Consider the following 19,954-nt stretch of genomic DNA (forward strand, 5'->3'; position numbering starts at 1 on the left):
TGGGGAGACGTCGGCAAGTCGGCTGTCGGCGGCAAGTCGGCTGTCGGCGGCAAGTCGGCTGTCGGCGGCAAGTCGGCTGTCGGCGGCAAGTCGGCTGTCGGCGGGGGAGGGGGGACCGACGGTGGAGGGCTACTGGCCGGTGGCGGCGTACTTGGCCTCGACGGCGTCCTTCTGCGGGCGCCACCAGGCCTCGTTGGTGCGGTACCACTCGATGGTGTCGGCCAGGCCGGCGCGGAAGTCGCGGAAGCGGGGCTCCCAGCCGAGCTCCTCGCGCAGGGGGCGGGAGTCGATGGCGTAGCGCAGGTCGTGACCGGGGCGGTCGGCGACGTGGTCGTAGTCGCCGGGATCCTTGCCCAGGAGCTCGAGGACCAGCTCGACGACGGCCTTGTTGCTCATCTCCCCGTCGGCACCGATGAGGTAGGTGCGGCCGGGCTGGCCGCGGTCGATGATGTCCCACACGGCGGCGTTGTGGTCGGCGACGTGGATCCAGTCACGCACGTTGAGGCCGGCGCCGTAGAGCTTGGGGCGGCGCCCGTCGAGCACGTTGGTGATCTGGCGGGGGATGAACTTCTCGATGTGCTGGTAGGGACCGTAGTTGTTGGAGCAGTTCGACAGGGTCGCGGCCACCCCGAAGGAACGGACCCAGGCGCGCACGAGCATGTCCGAGCCGGCCTTGGTCGAGGAGTACGGGGAGGAGGGGTTGTAGGGGGTGGTGGCGGTGAACTTGGCCGGGTCGTCGAGCTCGAGGTCGCCGTACACCTCGTCGGTGGAGATGTGGTGCAGGCGGGTGCCGTGGCGGCGCACCGCCTCGAGCACCGTGAACGTCCCCACGACGTTGGTGTGGACGAAGGGCCACGGGTCGCCCAGGGAGTTGTCGTTGTGGGACTCGGCGGCGAAGTGGACGACGACGTCGGCCTGGGCCACGAGCGGGTCGACGACGTCGCGGTCGGCGACGTCGCCCTCGACGAGCTCGACGTCCAGCCCGGCCAGGGACTGGCGGTTGCCCGCGTAGGTGAGCTTGTCGAGGACGGTGACCTGGGCGTCGGGACGCTCGGTCAGGGTCTGGCGGACGAAGTTGGCACCGATGAACCCGGCACCACCGGTCACGAGCACGCGCACGGGGTTACTCCTTGGTCGGTGAGGCGGTCAGGGTCGGCCCATGCCGTGGTAGGTCCAGCCGGCGGCGCGCCACCGGGCGGGGTCCAGGACGTTGCGTCCGTCGATGACGACGGGGCGGCCGGCGAGGGTCTTGACGGCGGTGGGGTCGAGGTCGCGGAACTGGCGCCACTCGGTGAGGAGCAGGACGAGGTCGGCGCCGGTGATGGCGTCCTCGGCGGAGTCGGCGACGGTGAAGCTGTGGTGGTCCTGGGCGGCGAGGATGGGGCCGGCCTGGGGGTCGGTGACCGCGACGTGGGCGCCGGCGGCGGACAGGCGGTGGGCGATGTCCAGGGCCGGGGAGTTGCGCATGTCGTCGGTGTCGGGCTTGAAGGAGGCGCCCAGCACGGCGACGCGCTTGCCGGCGGGCTGCCCGTCGAGGAGGTCGGTGGCCAGGGTGATGACGTGGTCGCGGCGGCGGTCGTTGATGGAGTCGACCTCGCGCAGGAAGCCCAGGGCCTCGTCCACGCCGAGCTCCTCGGCGCGGGCCATGAAGGCGCGGATGTCCTTGGGCAGGCAGCCCCCGCCGAAGCCGACGCCGGCGCGCAGGAACTTGTGCCCGATGCGGTCGTCGTGGCCGATGGCGGCGGCGAGCTGGGTGACGTCGGCGCCGGTGGCCTCGCACAGCTCGGCCATGGCGTTGATGAAGGAGATCTTCGTGGCCAGGAAGGAGTTCGCGGCGACCTTGACGAGCTCGGCGGTGGCGTAGTCGGTGAGCAGGCGGGGGATGGCCTGGGTGGTGATGAGGTTGTCGTAGACCTCGTCCAGGACCTCCTGACCCACGCGGGCGGCCTCGGGGTCAGGGGAGAGGCCGTAGACGAGGCGGTCGGGGGAGATGGTGTCCTGGACCGCGAAGCCCTCGCGCAGGAACTCGGGGTTCCACACCAGCACGCCACCGGCGGCGGTGACCTGCTCGGCGATGCCGGCGGCGGTGCCCACCGGCACGGTGGACTTGCCCACCACGAGCACCGGGCCCGCCTCGGTGGGGGCCAGGTGGGGCAGCAGCCCCGCGACCGCCCCGTTGACCTGGGACATGTCCGCGGCGTAGGAGCCGGCCTGCTGGGGGGTACCCACCCCGATGAAGTGGACCCGGGCCCCGGCGACGTCGGCGAAGTCGGTGGAGAAACGCAGCCGCCCGGCCTGGACGTTGCGCTCGAGCAGCTCGGTGAAGCCCGGCTCGTGGAACGGGGCCCTGCCCGCGTTGAGCAGGGCGACCTTCTCCTCGTTCACGTCGATCCCCACGACGTCATGGCCCAGCTCCGCCATCGACGCCGCGTGCACCGCACCCAGGTACCCACAACCGATCACCGAAATCTGCATGGGGGACACACTAGCCATGCGAACGTGTGAGGAAGATGAGACTTCGGTCGGGGCGTACGGCTCACGGTCCGTCTGCTGCGCCCGAGGTACATTCTGAGGCATGACTGTTCGCGGGGGGCGGATCGCTCTGTGCTGCACAATTGCCGGACTCACCACCGTCGGTGCGCTCGCACCGGCCGCCCAGGGGGCGGACGCGGCGCCAGGTGGTGACGCCGTCGTCGTCCTCGAGCTCACCGACGGCGACGGCGTCCCGACGGACCTGGCCGCGGGCCGGCAGGTGGACGGGGCGGTGCTCACCGACGAGCTCGCCGTCCCGGAGTTCTCCGTCGCCGCCGTCACCTGGGACGGGCTGGACGCACCCGACGAGACCTTCTCCGTGCGGGTGCGCACGGGCGGGGAGTGGTCGGCGTGGACCGGGCTGGAGCCCGACGCCGCCGAGGCTGGGGACGTCGGTGGGACGGAGCCCTACATCGTCGGCGGTGCGACCGGGGTGCAGCTGCGGGTGGCGGCCGGCGACGGCGTGCTGCCCCACGACCTGCGCCTGCACCTCATCCCGCCCGAGCCGGGCGGGGAGGAGACGGTCGCGGCAACGGCGCGGGAGACCGCACAGCTCGCCGCCGACGCAGCTGCCGGCGCCCCCAGGGCCGCATCCGTCCGCACGGAGACGGCAGGGGCGCAGGGCGCCGCCCCCGCGGCCGCCACCACTCGGGCGGCCGTGTCCGCCCCGCGCGTCATCAGCCGCGCCGGCTGGGGCGCCGACGAGTCGACGATGACGTGGACGCCGCGCCACGACCCGCTGCGGGCGGCCGTCGTCCACCACACGGCCGGCTCGAACAGCTACACCGCCGCCCAGTCCGCCGGCATCGTCCGGGGCATCTACCACTACCACGCGGTGAGCCGGGCCTGGGGCGACATCGGGTACAACTTCCTCGTCGACAAGTACGGCCAGGTCTTCGAGGGGCGGGCGGGCTCGCTCGACGCGCCGCCCGGCCGCATGCCCGAGGCGGCCCACGCCCGCGGCTTCAACCGCGGCACGCTCGGCATCTCCGTGCTCGGCGACTACTCGAGCCTCTACGCCCCCGACTCCGTCCTCACCACCATGGCCCGCGTCATCGCGTGGAAGTTCGACGCCGCCGACATCGACATGAGCGCCCCGAGCGGCATGACCTCACCCGGCACGGCCCATCGGCCCGCGGGCCAGAACCTCCCGCGCGTCTTCGCCCACCGCGACGTCGGTGCGACCACGTGCCCCGGCAACAACATCTACGCGCGCATCCCGTGGCTCAACGAGCAGGTCGCCACCCTCGTCGACGGCGACGAGTACCACCTGCGCAACAGCCTCACCGGCGGCGACGCCGACCTCGCCTTCCGGCTCGGCCTGTCCACCGACGAGGTGCTCGTCGGTGACTGGGACGGAGACGGCAGGGACACCCTCGCGCTGCGCCGTGGCAACACCTACCTCGTCTACGACGCCCACCCGGGCCAGCGCTTCCGCACGGTGCGCTACGGGCGACCCGACGACGTCGTCCTCGTCGGGGACTGGAACGGCGACGGCACGGACTCCTTCGCCGTGCGACGGGGACGGACGTACCACGTGAAGAACTCGATGACGGGCGGGGACGCCGACGCCGTCATCCACTACGGACGCCCGGGCGACGACGTCCTCGTCGGCGACTGGGACGGGGACCGGCGCGACACCCTGGCGGTGCGCCGCGGAGCGGACTACCACGTGAAGAACCGCATCGCCGGTGGCGACGCGGACGTCGTCCTCCGGTACGGACGTGCCGACGACGTCGTCCTCGTGGGCGACTGGGACCGCAACGGCACCGACACCTTCGCCGTCCGGCGCGGCCGGGAGTACCACGTGCGCAACTCCCTCACCGGGGGCGACGCGCACGTCGTGCTCACCTACGGCAAGGCCGACGACGTCGTCCTCGTGGGTGACTGGAACGGCGACGGACGCGACACCTTCGGGGTGCGGCGCAGCGGCTGAGGACCGGATCGCGGGGAAATGCCGTCGACAGCCGTAGTGGAGCGGTACGCTCAGCCCGCACGGGGGCCCTTTTCACCACAATGGAGTCCACGTGAACCTTCGACGTTCGCTGTCCGCTGCGGCGGTGGCGGCACTTTCCCTGGGGCTGGCGCTCGGCGCCGGGTCCCCTGCCCTGGCCAAGGGTGATGTCGTCCGTGGGAACGGCAACGAGTACTTCCTCACCAACAACTTCTCCGGCACCGCCCACCGGTTCACCTACGGGAAGGCCACCGACGAGCTCCTCGTCGGCGACTGGGACGGCGACGGCAGGGATACGCTGGCGATCCGCCGCGGGAACACGTTCTACGTGTCCAACTCCCTCACGGGCGGCACAGCCGACAAGACCTTCAGGTACGGCCGCCGCGGGGACGTCATCCTCGTCGGTGACTGGAACGGGGACGGCAAGGACACCTTCGCGGTGCGCCGCGGGGCCGAGTACCACGTGAAGAACTCGGTGACGGGCGGCGACGCCGACCGCGTCTTCCGCTACGGCCGCGCCCAGGACACCATCCTCGTCGGGGACTGGGACCGGGACCGCCGCGACACCTTCGCGGTGCGCCGCGGCAACGTCTACCACGTGAAGAACGCCCTGCGGGGCGGGGACGCCGACCAGGTGGTCAGCTACGGCCGTGAGCGTGACGTCATCCTCGTCGGTGACTGGGACGGCGACGGCGACGACACCTTCGCGGTGCGCCGCGGGAACGAGTACCACATCGCCAACAAGATCCGCGGCGGCTCCGCTGACCGCGTCGAGACCTTCGGACGCGCCGACGACACGGTGTTCGTCGGTGACTGGAACAGGGACGGCAAGGACACCCTCGGCCTGCGCCGGGTCGCGACGCCGCGCCCGGCCGAGCCCGCTCCCGCGCCGGTCCGCACCATCAAGGACGGGGCCCACCGCGTGGGTACGTCGGTGCAGCCCGGCGTCTACCGCGCCCCGGGTGGGGACCAGTGCTACTGGGAGAAGGTGTCCGGCTTCGGCGGCACGTTCGACGAGATCATCGCCAACGGCTACGGGGACACGAGCCCGATCGTGCGGATCGAGCGGTCCGACGCCGGGTTCCTCACCGAGGACTGCGGCACGTGGACGAGCGTCGAGGCGACGTACCCGAAGGCGCCCGCCACTGCGTTCACGAGCGGCTCCTTCGTCGTCGGTGGCCACATCAAGCCCGGGACCTACCAGGCAGCAGGTGGTGACAACTGCTACTGGGAGAGGGTCTCCGGGTTCAGCGGGTACTTCGACGAGATCATCGCCAACAGCTACGGCGACCGACGCCCGATCGTGACGATCTCCGGCTCGGACGCCGGCTTCAGGTCCGAGGACTGCGGCACCTGGCGCCGGATCTAGAGTGCGTGGCGCAGGCCCGGGGTCAGTCCCGGGCCTGCGCCCGCAGGCCGTCCAGGTGGGCCTGCACGTCCTCCCACCGGGGCAGCAGGCCGGCGGCCGCGGCCTCCTCGAGCCCGGGGGCGTCGCGGTCCTTGTCCGACAGCAGCGGCGCGAGCGGACGGCCCTGACGGTCCGTCGTCGGCCACTCGATACCGACCGCCGGGTCGAGCGGGTCGATGCCGTGCTCCCGACCCGGGGCGTAGGTCGCCGAGCACAGGTAGAGGACGGTGGAGCCGTCCTCGAGGGAGCAGAACGCGTGCCCCAGCCCCTCGGAGACGTAGATGGCGCGCCGGTCGACGTCGTCGAGCAGGACGCTGTCCCACTGCCCGAACGTCGGTGAGCCGACGCGGATGTCGACGACGACGTCGAGCACCGCACCGCGCGGGCACATGACGTACTTCGCCTGTGACGGCGGGACGTCGGCGAAGTGGATGCCGCGCACCACGCCCGCGGCAGACACCGAGGAGTTGGCCTGCCGCAGGTCGAGCGGGTGGCCGACGGCCTCGACGAACCGTGGCTCGCTGAAGGCCTCGAGGAAGGTCCCTCGAGGGTCGGTGAACTGCCTCGGGGTGATCTCCCAGGCTCCGGGCACTGCCAGCTCGCGGAACTCCACGCGGACACTCCTCCTGCGCTCGACGTCGGGCTCAGGCTAGGGCACGTAGGCTGCCGACGTGAGCCTTGAGCAGAAGCGGTGGATCGTCACGGGTGCCGGCGGCATGCTCGGCACCGACCTCGTCGCGCTGCTGCGTGCCCGTGGTGCCCAGGTGACGGCGCTGGGCCGGCAGGACCTCGATGTCACCGACCCCGGTCAGGTGGCCGAGCTGATCAGGGACGTGGACGTCATCGTCAACTGCGCCGCGTGGACCGCCGTCGACGACGCCGAGGGGCTCGAGGACGAGGCCTTCACCCTCAACGCCGTGGCACCCCAGCTCCTCGCGCGCGCCGCGCGGCTCGCCGGTGCGCGGATGGTCCACGTCTCCACGGACTACGTCTTCGCCGGCGACGCCTCCCGGCCCTATGCCGAGTCCGCGGCCCTGGCGCCGCGGTCCGCGTACGGGCGGACCAAGGCGGCGGGGGAGTGGGCGGTGCGCGTCGAGTGCCCCGACCACCTCGTCGTGCGCACCGCCTGGCTCTACGGCGCCCACGGCCCGTGCTTCCCGCGCACGATGGCGCGGCTCGCCGGCGAGCGGGACGCGCTGACCGTCGTCGCCGACCAGGTCGGCCAGCCGACGTGGACGGCCGACCTCGCCGACCTGCTGGTGCGACTCGTCGACGCCGGTGCTCCCGCCGGCACGTACCACGGCACGTCCTCCGGGGAGACGTCGTGGCACGGCTTCACCCAGGAGATCGTCCGGACGCTGGGCAAGGACCCGGCGATGGTGCGGGAGACGACGTCCGCGGACTTCCCGCGGCCCGCGCCGAGGCCGGCCTACTCGGTCCTCGGCCACGAGGCGCTGCTCGCGGCCGGGGTCGAGCCGATCGGCCACTGGGCGGAGCGCTGGACCGTCGCGGCGCCCACGGTGCTCGCGGGCGGCTGACCGGTCGCCCTCCTACGCGGAGGGGGCGACGAAGTCGAGCTCCTGGAACTCGGCGACCTCCGGCACCCACCGGCGTGCGACGAAGTCGACGTGGGAGGGGTGCGCGTCGTAGGCGTCGAAGGTGGCCTGGTCGGCGAAGCGCATCCGGAACTGCCAGGTCAGCGGGCTCTTGGCGCTGACCTGGCGCATGACCGCGAAGTCCTCCACGCCGGAGATCGAGGTGAGGACCGTGCGCCCCTCCTCGAGGAAGGCCGCCTCGTCGGCGGACCCGGCGGGGTGGGACAGGCGGAAGGCGACGGTGTGCTCGATCGACAAGGCGGGCTCCGGTGCTCGGCTGGATGAGGTCCCGACCGAGGCTAGCCGTGCTCGAGGAGGCTGCGCAGGTAGTTCCCGTACCCGGACTTGCTCAGGGCCTCGGCGCGTTCGGCGAGCTCGGTGTCGGTGAGGAAGCCCTGACGCCAGGCGACCTCCTCGGGGCAGCCCATCTTCAGGCCCTGGCGGGCCTCGACGGTGCGGACGAAGGCGGTGGCGTCGGCCAGGGAGTCGAAGGTGCCGGTGTCCAGCCAGGCCGTGCCGCGGGGCAGCACCTCGACGTGGAGGTCCCCACGCTCGAGGTAGACGCGGTTGACGTCGGTGATCTCGTACTCCCCGCGCGCGGAAGGCTGCAGGTTCTTGGCGATCTCCACGACGTCGTTGTCGTAGAAGTACATGCCCGGCACGGCGTAGGAGCTCCTCGGGCGCGCGGGCTTCTCCTCCAGGGAGACGGCCTTGAAGTCGGCGTCGAACTCCACGACGCCGTAGGCGCTGGGCTCGGCCACGTGGTAGGCGAAGATCGCCCCGCCGTGCACGTCGGAGAAGCGCGAGAGCGTCTGGCCCAGGCCCGGGCCGTAGAAGATGTTGTCGCCCAGGACGAGGGCGGCCGGCTCCCCGCCGATGAACTCCTCACCCAGGACGAAGGCCTGCGCCAGGCCGTTGGGGACCTCCTGCACCTGGTAGGAGATCGAGATCCCGAACTGGGAGCCGTCGCCCAGTAGGCGCTGGAAGGCCTCCTGGTCGTGGGGCGTGGTGATGACCAGGACGTCCCGGACTCCCGCCAGCATGAGCGTGGTCAGCGGGTAGTACACCATCGGCTTGTCGTACACCGGCACCAGCTGCTTGCTCACCCCCAGGGTGATCGGGTGCAGTCGTGTCCCAGAGCCACCTGCCAGAATGATCCCGCGCATGGGGCCAGTGTTGCCCATCGGACCGCTGTGATCCACCAGCGAGGACGGCGGGTGACGATGTCGTGAGGGCCACCTAGAGTGGAGCACGTCACAAACAGGGCGTCGCCGTCGGCGGCGCGGGTCGGGGGGAACATGACTTTGCGACGAGTGGCCGTCATCGCGGCCTCGCTGACCGCCTCGCTGCTCGCCGTCGGTGCGCCGGCGGCCGGGGCGAGCGGCGGGGAGATCGGCGGCCGGGGGGACCAGTACCACCTCACCAACGGCTGGCAGGGGCGCACCGACGTCGCCTTCGCCTACGGCCGCGAGCGGGACGTCGTCTACGTCGGGGACTGGAACGGGGACCGCGTGGACACCCTCGCCGTCCGTCGAGGGGCGACGTACCACTTCACCAACCGCCTCACCGGCGGTGAGGCGGACCGCGTCGTCACCTACGGCCGGGCGGGGGACACCGTCCTCATGGGCGACTGGGACGGCGACGGCGTCGACACCCCGGCCGTGCGGCGCGGCGCCACCTACCACTTCAGGAACAGCCTCTCCGGCGGCGACGCCGACCGGGTGGCCACCTACGGCAGGCGGAGCGACGTCGTCATCGTCGGGGACTGGAACGGCGACGGCCGCGACACCCTGGGTGTGCGGCGCGGCTCGGTCTACCACCTGAAGAACTCCATCAGCGGCGGTGACGCCGACTCCGTCGTCAGCTACGGTCGCCAGCGCGACGAGGTCGTCGTCGGGGACTGGGACGGCAACGGGCGGGACACCCTCGGCATCCGCCGAGGCAACGTCTTCCACATCAAGAACTCGATCTCCGGCGGCGACGCCGACCGGGTGATGAGCTACGGCCGCACCACTGACGCCGTCCTCGTGGGGGACTGGAACCGCAACGGCACCGACACGATCGGCCTGCGCACCCAGCGCGCCGGGCAGGTCGAGCAGCCACCGGCGCAGGGCGGGCTCACCGCCTACGACGAGCGGATGTTCCGGCTGGTGAACGAGGAGCGCGTGGCCGCGGGCGTCGCGCCGATGCGCCTGTGGCCGGGGCTGCGGACGGGGGCGCTGTCTCACTCGCAGTGGATGGGACGCACCGGCAACTTCGAGCACGCGACCACGGAGACGATCCGGTCCGACGCCCGCGCCGTCGGGTGCACCGCCGCCGCGGAGAACATCTTCTGGGGCACCCGCGGCTACGCCGACGACCCGGACGCCGCCGTCGAGGCGTACATGAACTCCCCGGGCCACCGCGCCAACATCCTCAACCCCGCGCACCGCTTCTTCGCGGCCGGGTCGGCGCAGGCGGACAACGGCAACGTGTACAACACCCAGCGTTTCGCCAGCAGCTGCTCCTGAGTCCGGCCCGCACCCCGCGCGACCACACCGGCGCGCGGGGTGCGGCATGCCCGCCGAGCCGACCGCTACGGTAGGCGAGCCGGCAGGCGCCCGCCTGCGGCGGGGAGAGGTGCAGATGCGGCGAGTGCTCGGCGTCCGGCGCGACTACGCGTGGGGCTCCCCGTCGGCGATCCACGAGCTCATGGGCACCGAGCCGGACGGCCGCCCGCTCGCCGAGCTGTGGTTCGGGGCACACCCCAGCGGCCCCGCGGTCGCCGAGGACGGCGCCGGCGACGTGCGCGGCCTCATCGAGTCCGATCCGGCCGGCACCCTGGGCCGCGACGTGCTGGCCCGCTTCGGCGCCCAGCTGCCCTACCTGCTCAAGCTCATCGCCCCGCGCCGGCCGCTCTCCCTCCAGGTGCACCCCGACCTCGAGCGGGCCCGTGCCCGCTTCGCCGCCGAGAACCGCGCGGGCGTGCCGCTGGATGCCCCGTGGCGGAACTACCGCGACCCCAACCACAAGCCCGAGCTCGTCTTCGCGCTCACGACCTTCGAGGCCGTGTCCGGCTTCCGGGCGCCGCGGCGTGCGGCCGAGCTCCTCGCCGACCTCGACGCGCCGCTCACCCGGGCGCTCCACGCCGCCCTCCTCACGGACCCCACCCCCGGCGGGATGCGCACGGCCTTCACCTCCCTGCTCGACCCGGCCACCCGGCCCTCGGCACCCGAGGTGGCCGACGTCGTCGACGCGTGCCGCCGGCGCGCCGCGGACGGGTCGCCCTCGCCGCGTGCCGACGCGATCGTCGGACGGCTGGCCGAGGAGCACCCGCACGACCCCGGCGTCGTCGCCTCGCTCCTGCTCAACCCGGTGACGCTGCAGCCGGGGGACTCGCTCTTCGTCCCGGCCGGCGGCGTGCACGCCTACCTCTCGGGCATCGGGGTGGAGGTCATGGCCTCCTCGGACAACGTCCTGCGCGCCGGGCTCACGAGCAAGCACGTGGACGTCGGTGAGGTCCTCGACTGCGTCGACTACGTCGCCGCACCTCCGATCCGGGTGGCGCCGGAGGTCTTCCACGGCGCCACCCGCGTGTTCTACGCGCCCGTGGACGACTTCGAGCTGTCCGTCACGACGCTGGCCGACGGTGACTGTGCCGACGGCGCACGTCCGCTCCCCGGCCGCGGCCCCCGGATGCTCGTGTGCATCGAGGGCGAGGTGGAGGTCGCGGCCGCGTCAGGTGGCCTGCCCCTCCGCCGCGGGCAGGCCGCCTTCGTCCGCGCCGACGACGGCCCGCTCACCGTCCGCGGCGCCGGCACGCTCGTCCAGGCCGACGTCCCCTGACCCCCCGGCCGGGCCGGTGGGCCCTCCGGCAGGAGTGGGCCGTCGGGGGTGGGGCGGGAGGCGTCAGGCGGGGACGGGGACGCCGGCGAGCCGGAGGATGAGGTCGCGGACCTCGGTCGCCCGCACGTGGTCCGTCGCCGCCGAGGGGTCGGAGCACAGGAGCACCGGGCCCTCGTCCGGTGTGTCCGGCAGGCGGCCGTGGCTGCCGCGCAGCGGCGCCGGGTCCAGCGGCACGACGTCCATCAGGTAGCGCATACCGAGCTTCTTGCGCGCCAGCGCCTTGCCGGCACGCAGCTTGACCCACTTGTCCTTCGGGTCCATGAACAGCTCGACGGGGTCGTACCCGGGCTTCTTGTGGATCTCCACGAGCTTGGCGAAGTCGGGGGCGTTCTTGTCGTCGAGCCAGTAGTAGTACGTGAACCACGCGCCCGGCTCGGCGACGAGCACGAGCTCACCCGAGCGCGGGTGGTCCAGGCCCGCGGCCTTCTTGCCGTCCTCGTCGAGCACCTGCTCGACGCCCGGCAGCCCGGTGAGCAGGTCCCGGACGGTCGCGACGTCATCGGGGTCGCGGACGTAGACGTGGGCGAGCTGGTGGTCGGCCACGGCGAAGGCCTTGGACGTCCACGGGTCGAGGAGCTCACCGGTGGAGTTGCGGTGGACGTGGAGCAGGCCCGCGCGGCGCAGCACGCGGTTGACGTCGACGGGGCGGTCGACGTCGGTGATCCCGTACTCGCTGAGCACGACGACGGTCGCCCCCATCCGCTCGGCGTCGTCCAGCAGCGGGGTGAGGGCCTCGTCGACCTCCTGGGCGGCGCGCACGGCCTCCGGCCCGGAGGGACCGAAGCGCTGGAGGTCGTAGTCGAGGTGGGGGATGTAGGCGAGGGTGAGGTCGTGGTCGGGCATGACGCGGCGTGTGGCGCCGACGATCCACTTCGAGGACTCGATGTTCGCGCCCGGGCCCCAGAAGGTGAACAGCGGGAAGGGGCCGAGCTCGGCGACGAGCTGGTCGTGCAGCGACGGCGGCCAGGTCCAGCAGTCCGGCTCCTTGCGCCCGTCGGCGTGGTACTCCGGGCGCGGGGTCACGGTCGTGTCGACGTCGGCGCCCATCGCGTACCACCAGCACACGTTGGCGACCCGGTAGTCGGGGCGGTGACGGCGGATCGTCTCCCACACCCGCTCGCCCTCGACGAGGCCGCTGTGCTGGCGCCACAGGAGGATGTCGCCGAGGTCGCGGAAGAACCACCCGTTGGCGACGATGCCGTGCTCGCTCGGCGGCAGGCCGGTGAGATAGGTCGACTGGGCGGTGCAGGTGACCGCCGGGAGCACGGTGTCGAGCTGCGCGCGGTAGCCCTGCTGGGCGACCCGCTTGAGGCGGGGCATGTGCTCCAGCAGCCGCGGGGTGAGCGCGACGACGTTGAGTACGAGCAGCTTGTCGGTCATGCGTCCTCCAGTCCGAGCGCGTGGAGCTCAGCGCGCGCGTGGTCCAGCTCGGCGGCGATGCCGGCGACGAGTCCGGCGTCGTCGGTCGGCCGCTGGTCGGCGGGCAGCACCGACCACGTGTAGGTCTCCACCTCGAGGTGGTCGGTCAGTGCTCGCTCGCCGCCCACGAGGGCCCGCGCGGAGGCGCTGAGCTCGGTGGTCGTCGCTGCGAGCGGGGAGCGGGGCGCGGAGTGCAGCGGCAGGTGGAAGTGCACCCGCCACGGCGCCTGCGCCGGCAGCGGGGAGCCGCCGAGCGCGTCGGGCAGGTCGTCCCGGCCGGCCACCCCGGCGGCGACGGGCTCGCGCACCTGGTGGAGGAAGCGGTCCTCGACGAAGTCGTCGAGCAGGCCCTCGGCCGCGGCCGAGGCCGGGTCGGCGACGTGCAGCGCGGCGGACAGCTGCGCCTTGACGACCGGCAGCCCCGCACCGGTGAGCCGGCCCATCGCCTCGTCGGCGTCCTCGAACGCGGTGGCGAGGTGGGCGGTGTCGACACAGACCCCCAGGTGCTCGGTGTCGATGCCGGCCAGCTCGCGCACGGCGTCCGTCGTCGTCTCGACGACGCAGCCGGGCTCGGGCTCGAAGCCCACCCGCACGGTGCGGCCGGTCTCCTCCCGCAGCCGGGCCAGCCCGGTCGCGAGCGTGTCGAGTTTGGCCCGGGCAGCCTGCGCCGCCTCGTCCGACCACGGCGTCCACCACGCCAGCGGCAGGGTGCTGATGCTCCCGCGAGCGGCGTCGGCGGGCAGCAGGCCCGCCAGCACGCGGGCGGCGGCCAGCGTGTAGTCGAGCCGCGCACGCTCGGTCCAGTCGGGACGGTAGACGCGGTGCTTGACGACGGGGTCGTGGAAGCCGCCGTAGGGGAACGCGTTGAGGGTGACGACCTCCAGGCCCTGCTCGTCCAGGACGCGGCGCAGCTCGTCGAGCTCGGCGGGCTCGGCGGCGAGGCGGCCCGCCGCGGCGGCCGGGAGCCACAGGCCCAGGCCGAGGCGCTCGACGCCGAGACGCGCCCGCACCGGTCCGGCGAAGCGCCGCAGCTGCTCGTGGATGCCGGCGAGGTCCTCGGCGGGGTGGACGTTGCTGCAGTAGGCGAGGTGGACGACGGTGCCGTCGCGGTGACGCAGGCGCACGGCTCAGGCCTCGGCGGTCTTGCGCTCACCGCGGAGGATGGAGTTCCCCTCGAAGGTGGCGGCCGTGGTGTCGGAGGTGTCGTAGCCGAGCATGAGGCGGCCACTCTGCCCGAAGAACTCCACGGGGTTGCGCCACAGGACGCGGTCGACGTCGTCCTCGGTGAAGCCGGCGGCGAGCATGGCCTGCCCGGTCTTGAAGGTCTTGAGCGGGTCGCTGCGGCCCCAGTCCGCGGCGGAGTTGACCAGCACCCGCTCCAGGCCGCGCTGCTGGAGGATCGCGACCATGCGGTGCTCGTCCATCTTGGTGTCCGGGTAGACGGAGAAGCCCATCCACGCCCCGGCGTCGTCGACGATGTCGACGGTGGTCTCGTTGAGGTGGTCGACGACGATCATCCCGGGTGCGATGCCCACCTGGGCCACGAGGTCCAGGGTGCGCTGGGTGCCCGCCGCCTTGTCGCGGTGCGGGGTGTGGACCATGGCCGGCAGCCCGTGCTCGCCGGCCAGCTCGAGCTGGCGGACGAAGACCTCCTCCTCGGCCTGCGTCATCGAGTCGAAGCCGACCTCGCCGACCGCGACGACGCCGTCCTTGGCGAGGTAGCGGGGCAGGAGGTCCAGGATGCCCCGGCAGCGCGGGTCGTTGGCCTCCTTGGGGTTGAGCGCGATGGTCGCGTGGTGCGCGATGCCGAACTGCGAGGCACGGAAGCGTTCCCAGCCCACGAGGCTGTCGAAGTAGTCGACGAAGGACTCCACGCTCGTGCGCGGCTGCCCGAGCCAGAACGCCGGCTCGACCAGGGCCCGCACGCCGGCCGCGTGCATGGCCTCGTAGTCGTCCGTGGTGCGGGACGTCATGTGGATGTGCGGGTCGAAGATGCGCATGGAGGGGCTCCTGATGAGGTGAAGGGGTCAGGCGGACGGGCGCAGCGCTGCCGCGACGTCGGGGAACTGGTCCAGGGCCTGGGGCTCCTGGTCGAGGACGAGATGGACGTCGTCGGGCACGCTGCGGCCGGCGGCCAGCCGCTCGTGGGCGTAGGCGGCCACCATGCGGGCGAGCTCGGGGTCGGTCCGCTCGCCGAGGCGGTCGACGGCGGTGAGGGGGACACCGACGAAGAGGCACTTGAGCACGCCCTGGCGCCACGTGGCGTCGTCCAGGTGGGCGCCCGCCCAGGCGCCCATGGCGGCGGCGACGATCCGGATGTCGTTGGTGCGCAGCGCGTCCTCGACGATCGGCTGCGCCTCGGGGCCGAGGAGGTCGAGGGCGCGCAGCACGGCCCGCTTCTCGTCGCCGTCGCCGTAGCGGTACAGGTCGCTGACCTCGCGCAGCAGGCGGGCGTGGTCACCGAGGCTCTCGGCGAGGGCGGCGAGGAGCACGCCACGCACGGCGTCGTCGAGGGTCGGGCCGTGGATGCCGCTGGGGTCGGCGTGGTCGAGGGGACCGCGTGCGACCTCCCGGGCCGCCGCCGGGAACAGGCGGGCGGCGGTGGACGGGTCGGCGGCGATCTCGGCCGTCATCTGCGACAGCCGGCTCGCGGCGGCGGGGGAGAGGTCCGCGGCGATGGCGTCGCGCATCTGCTGGGTGCGGCTCATGTGGGCTCCTGGGGACGGGCGGGGACGTCAGGCCTGGGCGGCGTCGAGGGCGCTGCGCAGGACGGCGATGGAGCGGGCCGCGACGCGGGGAGCGTCGTGGCTGTGGCGGGTCAGCTCGACGGAGACGAGGCCGTCGTAGCCGATGTCGAGGAGGGCGCGCAGGGCGGCGGGGACGTCGACCTCGCCCTCCCCGAACTCGAGGTGGTCGTGGACCCCGCGCCGCATGTCCTCGATCTGGACGTGGGCGACGAGCTCGGCGTTCTCGCGGATGCACTCCTGCGGGCTGGTCTCCTCGTTGACGACGGCGTGCCCGACGTCGACGGTCGCGACGAGCGCGGCGGGGTCGCCGAGACGGGAGCGGAGCTCGCGCACCCCGGACAGGCGGCTGACGAACATGCCCGGCTCGGGCTCGAAGGCGAGGCGCACACCGGCGTTCTCGGCGTGCTCGAGCACCGGCGCGAGACCGGAGACCAGCCGCTCCCAGGCGACGTCGTCCGGGGTCCCCGGCGGCACCGCGCCCGACCACAGGTGGACGATGTCGCAGCCCAGGTCGACGGCGACGTCGACGGCCACGCGGATGAGACCCGCCCGCTCCCCGGCGCCCTCCTCGGAGAGGAAGGTGGGCTCGTGCTTGCGCCAGGGGTCCAGCACGTAGCGGGCACCGGTCTCGACGGCGACCGCGAGGCCGTAGCGCTCGAGCAGGCCCGCGGTCTGCGACACCCGCGCGGCGAGGTCCGCTGCGAACGGGTCCAGGTGCTGGTGGTCGAGGGTGAGCGCGACACCCTCGTAGCCGAGCTCGGCCATGATCGCCAGGGCCTCGGGCAGGCGGTGGTCGGTGAATCCGTTGGTCCCGTAAGACAGGCGCATGGTCATGTCGGTGAGATTCCCTTCGCTGCGGCGCGGAGTGCCGGGCCGGCGGCCATGAGGCCGACGGCGGTCGCGACAGCGCCGCCGCCGGCGACGAGCGCCGCCTGGAGGGGCACCATGCCACGGATCCCCGTGCCGGTGGCGCGGCGGACGGTGACCGCGTCCGGGCTGGCGGCGGCCGCCGCCTGGGCCCGGCCCACCGTGAGGGCGTAGGTGCCCGCGAGCGCGGCGGAGGCGAGTCGCCCGAGCGCCCCGGCCCGGCCGCGGCGCAGCCCGGTGCCCGCGACGGCAGCGCCGACCGCCGTCGTCGTCGCGAGGGCGGCGCGCGCGACGGCGGGGCTCGAGCCGTGGACCTCCCCGCGGCTGAGCACGGTGACGGCGCACGTGTGGGCGCCGAGAGCGAGGGCGGCCGGGACCGCGCGCCGCGGGGCGGCCGACCCGCCGAGCACGACGTCGAGGCTGCGGGCGGCGGCCATGACGACCGGGCCGAGCGGGGTCGGCTTGGCGAGCATGTCGTAGGCCCACACGGTCGCGGCGAGCGGCACGGCGACGGCGACGGCGCGCCGTCCGCCGAGGGCTGCCAGCCCGATCCCCGCGGCGGTGAGGCCACCGGCGACCCCGAGCGCCGTCGTCGGGCTCACCCGGCCCGAGGGGATGGGGCGCTCGGGCCGCTCGACCGCGTCGAGGTCCCGGTCGGCGTAGTCGTTGAGCGCCATGCCGGCCCAGTACAGGCACGTGGAGGACGCGGCCAGGCCGGCCGTGCGCCAGCCCAGCGTGCCGGTGACGGCGGCGCCGGCGAGCGCGTCGCCGGGCACCGACAGGGCGGCGGGCAGCCGGACGAGCTCGGCGATGTCGCGTGCGGTGGTCACGCCGACGCGCCCAGGTTCTCGCACCACTGGGCAAGCGTGCGCCACTGCCCGGCGAGGGTGTGGTCGATGCCGCCGAGCGGGTCCTTGAAGAAGAAGGCGAGCGCCCCGACGACACCGTTCTCCCCGCGCTCGTGCGCGCGGGCGGCGAGCCGGACGAGGTCGATGACGAGCGGGGCGGCCAGGGCCGAGTCGCAGCCCTGCCAGGTGAACTGCATGGTCATCCGCGTGCCGAGGAACCCCTCGAAGGAGATGTTGTCCCAGGCGGTCTTCCAGTCGCCGAGGTCCTCGACGTAGTCGATGTGCATCGGGCCGTCGACGTGGTAGCCGAGCATGGCGTCCAGGCCTGCGCCCTTCGTCGTCGTCTTGCTCACCGCGGCGCGCGGGTCGGACAGCGTCTGGCCGTCACCGCCGCCGAGCATGTTGTAGGACGCCCAGGAGCGGACCTTGAGCGCGCGGGTGCCGAACATCGGGGCGAGTGCCGACTTCACCAGCGTCTCGCCAGTCTTCCCGTCACGCCCGGCCCAGGGCAGCGCCTGCTCCTTGCCGAGCTCGGTGAGCGCACCGAGCGTCGCACCGGGGCTGGGGGTGAAGGACACGAGCGGGCACTCGGCGCGGAACGCGGCGTACGCGTACAGGGAGCTCGTGGGCAGCGGGGCGCGCCCGGCGTCGAGGGCCTCCTCCAGCGCGGCGAGGCTGTCGAGCTCGGGCCGCGGGCTGACCGGCGGCTCGGTGTTGGAGACGTCGACGACGACGACGCGCTCCAGGTCGTTGTCCTCGCGGAAGGCGCGGATGTCCTGCTCGACGGCCCGCGCGGTCTCCCGCTGGGTGCCGAGCCGGGGGGCGATGCGGATGCGCGAGTCGGCGGCGGCGAGCTCGTCCGCCAGAGCGGTCACGAGTGAGGGCGGGAAGACGCCGGAGTCCGCGAGCACCTGTGCACGGTGCGCGAGCGGCGTCTCGAGGATGTCGTGGCCGCCGGTGACGAGCCCCTCGAGGGGCGGCAACCCGGCGACGGCGACCTCGGGCAGCTCGCTGACAAGGCCCGTGCGCTGGGCCAGCCCGCTCGCCATGGCCAGGGCGCCGATGGTGGCGGTGGTCGCGACCGAGCCACGAGCGCCGACGAACCACACGCCGACCCGCTGGTCGTGGACGGCATTAGGCTGGGTCATCACATCACCTCGTTGTATGTGCTTGGGCAACCGACTGTGGTTCCCGAACTCCGCAATGTTACGTAAGACAGTGTTGTCGACGCGAAACACGGCTTGACAAAAGACGTTAACACATCGTGCTCTTGTCCTTAGCCTACTTCGTCGTCGCCGGGCCCGCGGCACGCTGCGGGCCGTGCACGAGCTCGTGAGAGGAGACGGAGTGGACAGGACGCCGACGCGCGCGGGCGCCGCGCGACCCGCCGAGGCGGACATCAGCGCCGTGCTCACCGACCTCCTCACCGAGCTGCGGCCCGCCGCGCAACGGCACGGGCAACTCTACGGTCGGCTGTGGGACGAGCTCGGCCGGGCGGCCGCGGGCGGCAAGCGCTTCCGGGGGCGTCTGGTCGTCGAGCTGCACGACGCGCTCGGGGGGACGCGGAGAGCGGCCGCGGCGCAGGTGGGGGCCGCCTTCGAGCTCCTCCACGTGGGGTTCCTCGTCCACGACGACCTCATCGACCACGACACGATGCGCCGCGGTGAGCCGAACCTCGCGGCCCGCATGGCCGCTGCCGCACGCGCCGGCGGCGCCGACGAGGAGACCGCGCACGAGCTCGCCGAGGGGGCGGCCGTGCTGGCCGGTGACCTGGCGATCTCCCTGGCGCACCGGCTGGTCGCCACGGTGGACGCCCCGCCGGACGTGCACGCCCGTCTCCAGCAGCTCCTGTGGGACACCGTCTTCGTCAGCGTCGCGGGCGAGCTCGGCGACGTGGCCGCCGCTCTGGGGCTCCAGGACGTCTCGCTGGAGGACGCGCTGCGCATCGCCGCGGAGAAGACGGCGCTGTACTCCTTCCAGGCGCCCCTGCGCGCCGGGGCGATCCTCGCGGGGGCACCGGCGGCGCTGCGGGGCGAGGTCGAGGCCGTGGGCCTCGCCCTCGGCAAGGCCTTCCAGCTCGTCGACGACCTCCTCGGCGTCTTCGCACCCGAGTCGGTGACGGGCAAGAGTGCCCTGTCGGACCTGCGCGAGGGCAAGGCGACGACACTCGTCCTGCACGCCCGCACCCTGCCGGTCTGGGCGCGGATCGGGGCGGACGTCGGGCGCGTCGACCTGGACGAGGGCACAGCAGCGGTCATCCGCCGTGAGCTCGCCCGGTCCGAGGCACCGGAGCGCGTGGCGCGACAGGCGCGCGAGGAGCTCGCCAGCGTCGACCGCGTGCTCGACGGTTCCGCCCTCCTCGCCCCGGCGGCCGACGTCATCGGGTCCGCCCGGGCCGTCGTCGCCACCAGTCTCGAGGGCGCCCTGACCCACGTCCGCGCCGCCGCCTGACCTGCTGATCTGCTGGAGCCGGGAGGTGGACCGCCTGCGCCCTGCGCGTCCGTGGCTCGTCCAGTTCGTGAGGAGTTGAGTTACCGAACCTCGCCAAAGGCTTACCGACTTTTGGATTGACGATGGCGTAATTGGTTCGTATGGTCGATGGGGTCGTGATCAAGAACACGCTCGGGGGAGGGTGCGCTACGCGCCGAGGTGGCTGTGACGCCGCCTGCTCCCTCACCGGCCGACGGTAGTTGTGGCGG

General features: G+C 73.1%; 18 protein-coding genes. 6 read left to right on the top strand and 12 right to left on the bottom strand.

Annotation, left to right across the window (positions count from 1 at the left end; genetic code table 11):
• Positions 1–129: 129 nt before the first annotated feature.
• On the bottom strand, positions 130–1,119 hold the full coding sequence (gene rfbB / locus GD632_RS09870; RefSeq protein WP_152191554.1) for a dTDP-glucose 4,6-dehydratase: 990 nt from the start codon (positions 1,117–1,119) through the stop codon (positions 130–132).
• 27 nt (positions 1,120–1,146) lie between these two features.
• Positions 1,147–2,475, bottom strand: a complete 1,329-nt coding sequence (locus GD632_RS09875; RefSeq protein ID WP_152191556.1) for a UDP-glucose dehydrogenase family protein — start codon at positions 2,473–2,475, stop codon at positions 1,147–1,149.
• Positions 2,476–2,575: 100 nt separating this feature from the next.
• Between GD632_RS09875 and GD632_RS09880 the strand changes: the two genes are divergently transcribed.
• Together GD632_RS09880 and GD632_RS09885 are read left to right on the top strand one after the other, a co-directional pair.
• A complete protein-coding gene (locus GD632_RS09880) occupies positions 2,576–4,468 on the top strand; it encodes an N-acetylmuramoyl-L-alanine amidase (RefSeq protein ID WP_152191558.1) in 1,893 nt (630 codons plus the stop codon).
• A 91-nt stretch (positions 4,469–4,559) separates the two neighbouring features.
• Positions 4,560–5,855, top strand: coding sequence for a hypothetical protein (locus GD632_RS09885; RefSeq protein WP_152191560.1), 1,296 nt, complete (start codon positions 4,560–4,562; stop codon positions 5,853–5,855).
• Positions 5,856–5,877: 22 nt separating this feature from the next.
• Here the strand turns inward: GD632_RS09885 and GD632_RS09890 are convergent, their stop codons facing one another.
• The gene (locus GD632_RS09890) at positions 5,878–6,507 is read right to left on the bottom strand and encodes a dTDP-4-dehydrorhamnose 3,5-epimerase family protein (RefSeq protein WP_152191562.1); all 630 of its coding nucleotides are present in this window, start codon (positions 6,505–6,507) and stop codon (positions 5,878–5,880) included.
• A gap of 58 nt (positions 6,508–6,565) precedes the next feature.
• Between GD632_RS09890 and rfbD the strand changes: the two genes are divergently transcribed.
• On the top strand, positions 6,566–7,432 hold the full coding sequence (rfbD, locus tag GD632_RS09895) for a dTDP-4-dehydrorhamnose reductase (protein ID WP_226924792.1): 867 nt from the start codon (positions 6,566–6,568) through the stop codon (positions 7,430–7,432).
• A 12-nt stretch (positions 7,433–7,444) separates the two neighbouring features.
• On the opposite strand, the gene GD632_RS09900 is transcribed toward rfbD, so the two are convergent.
• Positions 7,445–7,747, bottom strand: a complete 303-nt coding sequence (locus GD632_RS09900) for a Dabb family protein (protein ID WP_152191569.1) — start codon at positions 7,745–7,747, stop codon at positions 7,445–7,447.
• A 41-nt stretch (positions 7,748–7,788) separates the two neighbouring features.
• Positions 7,789–8,655, bottom strand: coding sequence for a glucose-1-phosphate thymidylyltransferase RfbA (gene rfbA, locus GD632_RS09905; protein WP_152191571.1), 867 nt, complete (start codon positions 8,653–8,655; stop codon positions 7,789–7,791).
• 132 nt (positions 8,656–8,787) lie between these two features.
• Between rfbA and GD632_RS09910 the strand changes: the two genes are divergently transcribed.
• Positions 8,788–9,999, top strand: a complete 1,212-nt coding sequence (locus GD632_RS09910; RefSeq protein ID WP_152191578.1) for a CAP domain-containing protein — start codon at positions 8,788–8,790, stop codon at positions 9,997–9,999.
• A 115-nt stretch (positions 10,000–10,114) separates the two neighbouring features.
• Positions 10,115–11,314, top strand: a complete 1,200-nt coding sequence (gene manA / locus GD632_RS09915) for a mannose-6-phosphate isomerase, class I (RefSeq protein WP_152191580.1) — start codon at positions 10,115–10,117, stop codon at positions 11,312–11,314.
• Between the two features lie 63 nt (positions 11,315–11,377).
• Here manA and GD632_RS09920 read toward each other — a convergent pair whose 3' ends face one another.
• The 7 genes from GD632_RS09920 to GD632_RS09950 are packed head-to-tail and all read right to left on the bottom strand — an operon-like array spanning position 11,378 to position 18,403.
• On the bottom strand, positions 11,378–12,754 hold the full coding sequence (locus GD632_RS09920; RefSeq protein ID WP_152191583.1) for an alkaline phosphatase family protein: 1,377 nt from the start codon (positions 12,752–12,754) through the stop codon (positions 11,378–11,380).
• Complete coding sequence (eboE, locus tag GD632_RS09925) at positions 12,751–13,917, bottom strand: metabolite traffic protein EboE (protein ID WP_152191585.1); 1,167 nt, start codon at positions 13,915–13,917, stop codon at positions 12,751–12,753. Before eboE ends, GD632_RS09920 begins: the two co-directional genes overlap by 4 nt.
• A gap of 3 nt (positions 13,918–13,920) precedes the next feature.
• A complete protein-coding gene (locus tag GD632_RS09930) occupies positions 13,921–14,793 on the bottom strand; it encodes a TatD family hydrolase (protein ID WP_152191587.1) in 873 nt (290 codons plus the stop codon).
• A 27-nt stretch (positions 14,794–14,820) separates the two neighbouring features.
• Positions 14,821–15,501 (bottom strand): EboA domain-containing protein, encoded by a 681-nt coding sequence (locus tag GD632_RS09935; protein ID WP_193311429.1) that lies wholly within the window; start codon positions 15,499–15,501, stop codon positions 14,821–14,823.
• Positions 15,502–15,528: 27 nt separating this feature from the next.
• Positions 15,529–16,374 carry a sugar phosphate isomerase/epimerase family protein gene (locus GD632_RS09940; RefSeq protein WP_152191589.1) on the bottom strand — a complete coding sequence of 282 codons (846 nt, stop codon included), beginning with the start codon at positions 16,372–16,374 and terminating at the stop codon, positions 15,529–15,531.
• A complete protein-coding gene (locus GD632_RS09945) occupies positions 16,371–17,237 on the bottom strand; it encodes an SCO3242 family prenyltransferase (protein ID WP_152191591.1) in 867 nt (288 codons plus the stop codon). The genes GD632_RS09940 and GD632_RS09945 overlap by 4 nt, the downstream gene beginning before the upstream one ends.
• Positions 17,234–18,403, bottom strand: coding sequence for an inositol-3-phosphate synthase (locus tag GD632_RS09950; RefSeq protein WP_152191593.1), 1,170 nt, complete (start codon positions 18,401–18,403; stop codon positions 17,234–17,236). Before GD632_RS09950 ends, GD632_RS09945 begins: the two co-directional genes overlap by 4 nt.
• A 199-nt stretch (positions 18,404–18,602) precedes the next feature.
• On the opposite strand from GD632_RS09950, the gene GD632_RS09955 reads away from it, so the two are divergent.
• Complete coding sequence (locus GD632_RS09955) at positions 18,603–19,706, top strand: polyprenyl synthetase family protein (RefSeq protein ID WP_152191595.1); 1,104 nt, start codon at positions 18,603–18,605, stop codon at positions 19,704–19,706.
• Positions 19,707–19,954 lie beyond the last annotated feature (248 nt).

This window comes from Georgenia satyanarayanai (assembly GCF_009193135.1).
Classification (GTDB): Bacteria; Actinomycetota; Actinomycetes; order Actinomycetales; family Actinomycetaceae; genus Oceanitalea; species Oceanitalea satyanarayanai.

Excerpts from the sequence above, each read along its gene's own strand:
- rfbA (WP_152191571.1), bottom strand. The coding sequence starts at position 8,655 with ATGCGCGGGATCATTCTGGCAGGTGGCTCTGGGACACGACTGCACCCG.
- GD632_RS09910 (WP_152191578.1), top strand. The coding sequence starts at position 8,788 with ATGACTTTGCGACGAGTGGCCGTCATCGCGGCCTCGCTGACCGCCTCG.
- GD632_RS09950 (WP_152191593.1), bottom strand. The coding sequence starts at position 18,403 with ATGACCCAGCCTAATGCCGTCCACGACCAGCGGGTCGGCGTGTGGTTC.
- GD632_RS09875 (WP_152191556.1), bottom strand. The coding sequence starts at position 2,475 with ATGCAGATTTCGGTGATCGGTTGTGGGTACCTGGGTGCGGTGCACGCG.
- GD632_RS09880 (WP_152191558.1), top strand. The coding sequence starts at position 2,576 with ATGACTGTTCGCGGGGGGCGGATCGCTCTGTGCTGCACAATTGCCGGA.
- GD632_RS09940 (WP_152191589.1), bottom strand. The coding sequence starts at position 16,374 with ATGACCATGCGCCTGTCTTACGGGACCAACGGATTCACCGACCACCGC.
- GD632_RS09920 (WP_152191583.1), bottom strand. The coding sequence starts at position 12,754 with ATGACCGACAAGCTGCTCGTACTCAACGTCGTCGCGCTCACCCCGCGG.
- GD632_RS09935 (WP_193311429.1), bottom strand. The coding sequence starts at position 15,501 with ATGAGCCGCACCCAGCAGATGCGCGACGCCATCGCCGCGGACCTCTCC.
- manA (WP_152191580.1), top strand. The coding sequence starts at position 10,115 with ATGCGGCGAGTGCTCGGCGTCCGGCGCGACTACGCGTGGGGCTCCCCG.
- GD632_RS09930 (WP_152191587.1), bottom strand. The coding sequence starts at position 14,793 with ATGCGCATCTTCGACCCGCACATCCACATGACGTCCCGCACCACGGAC.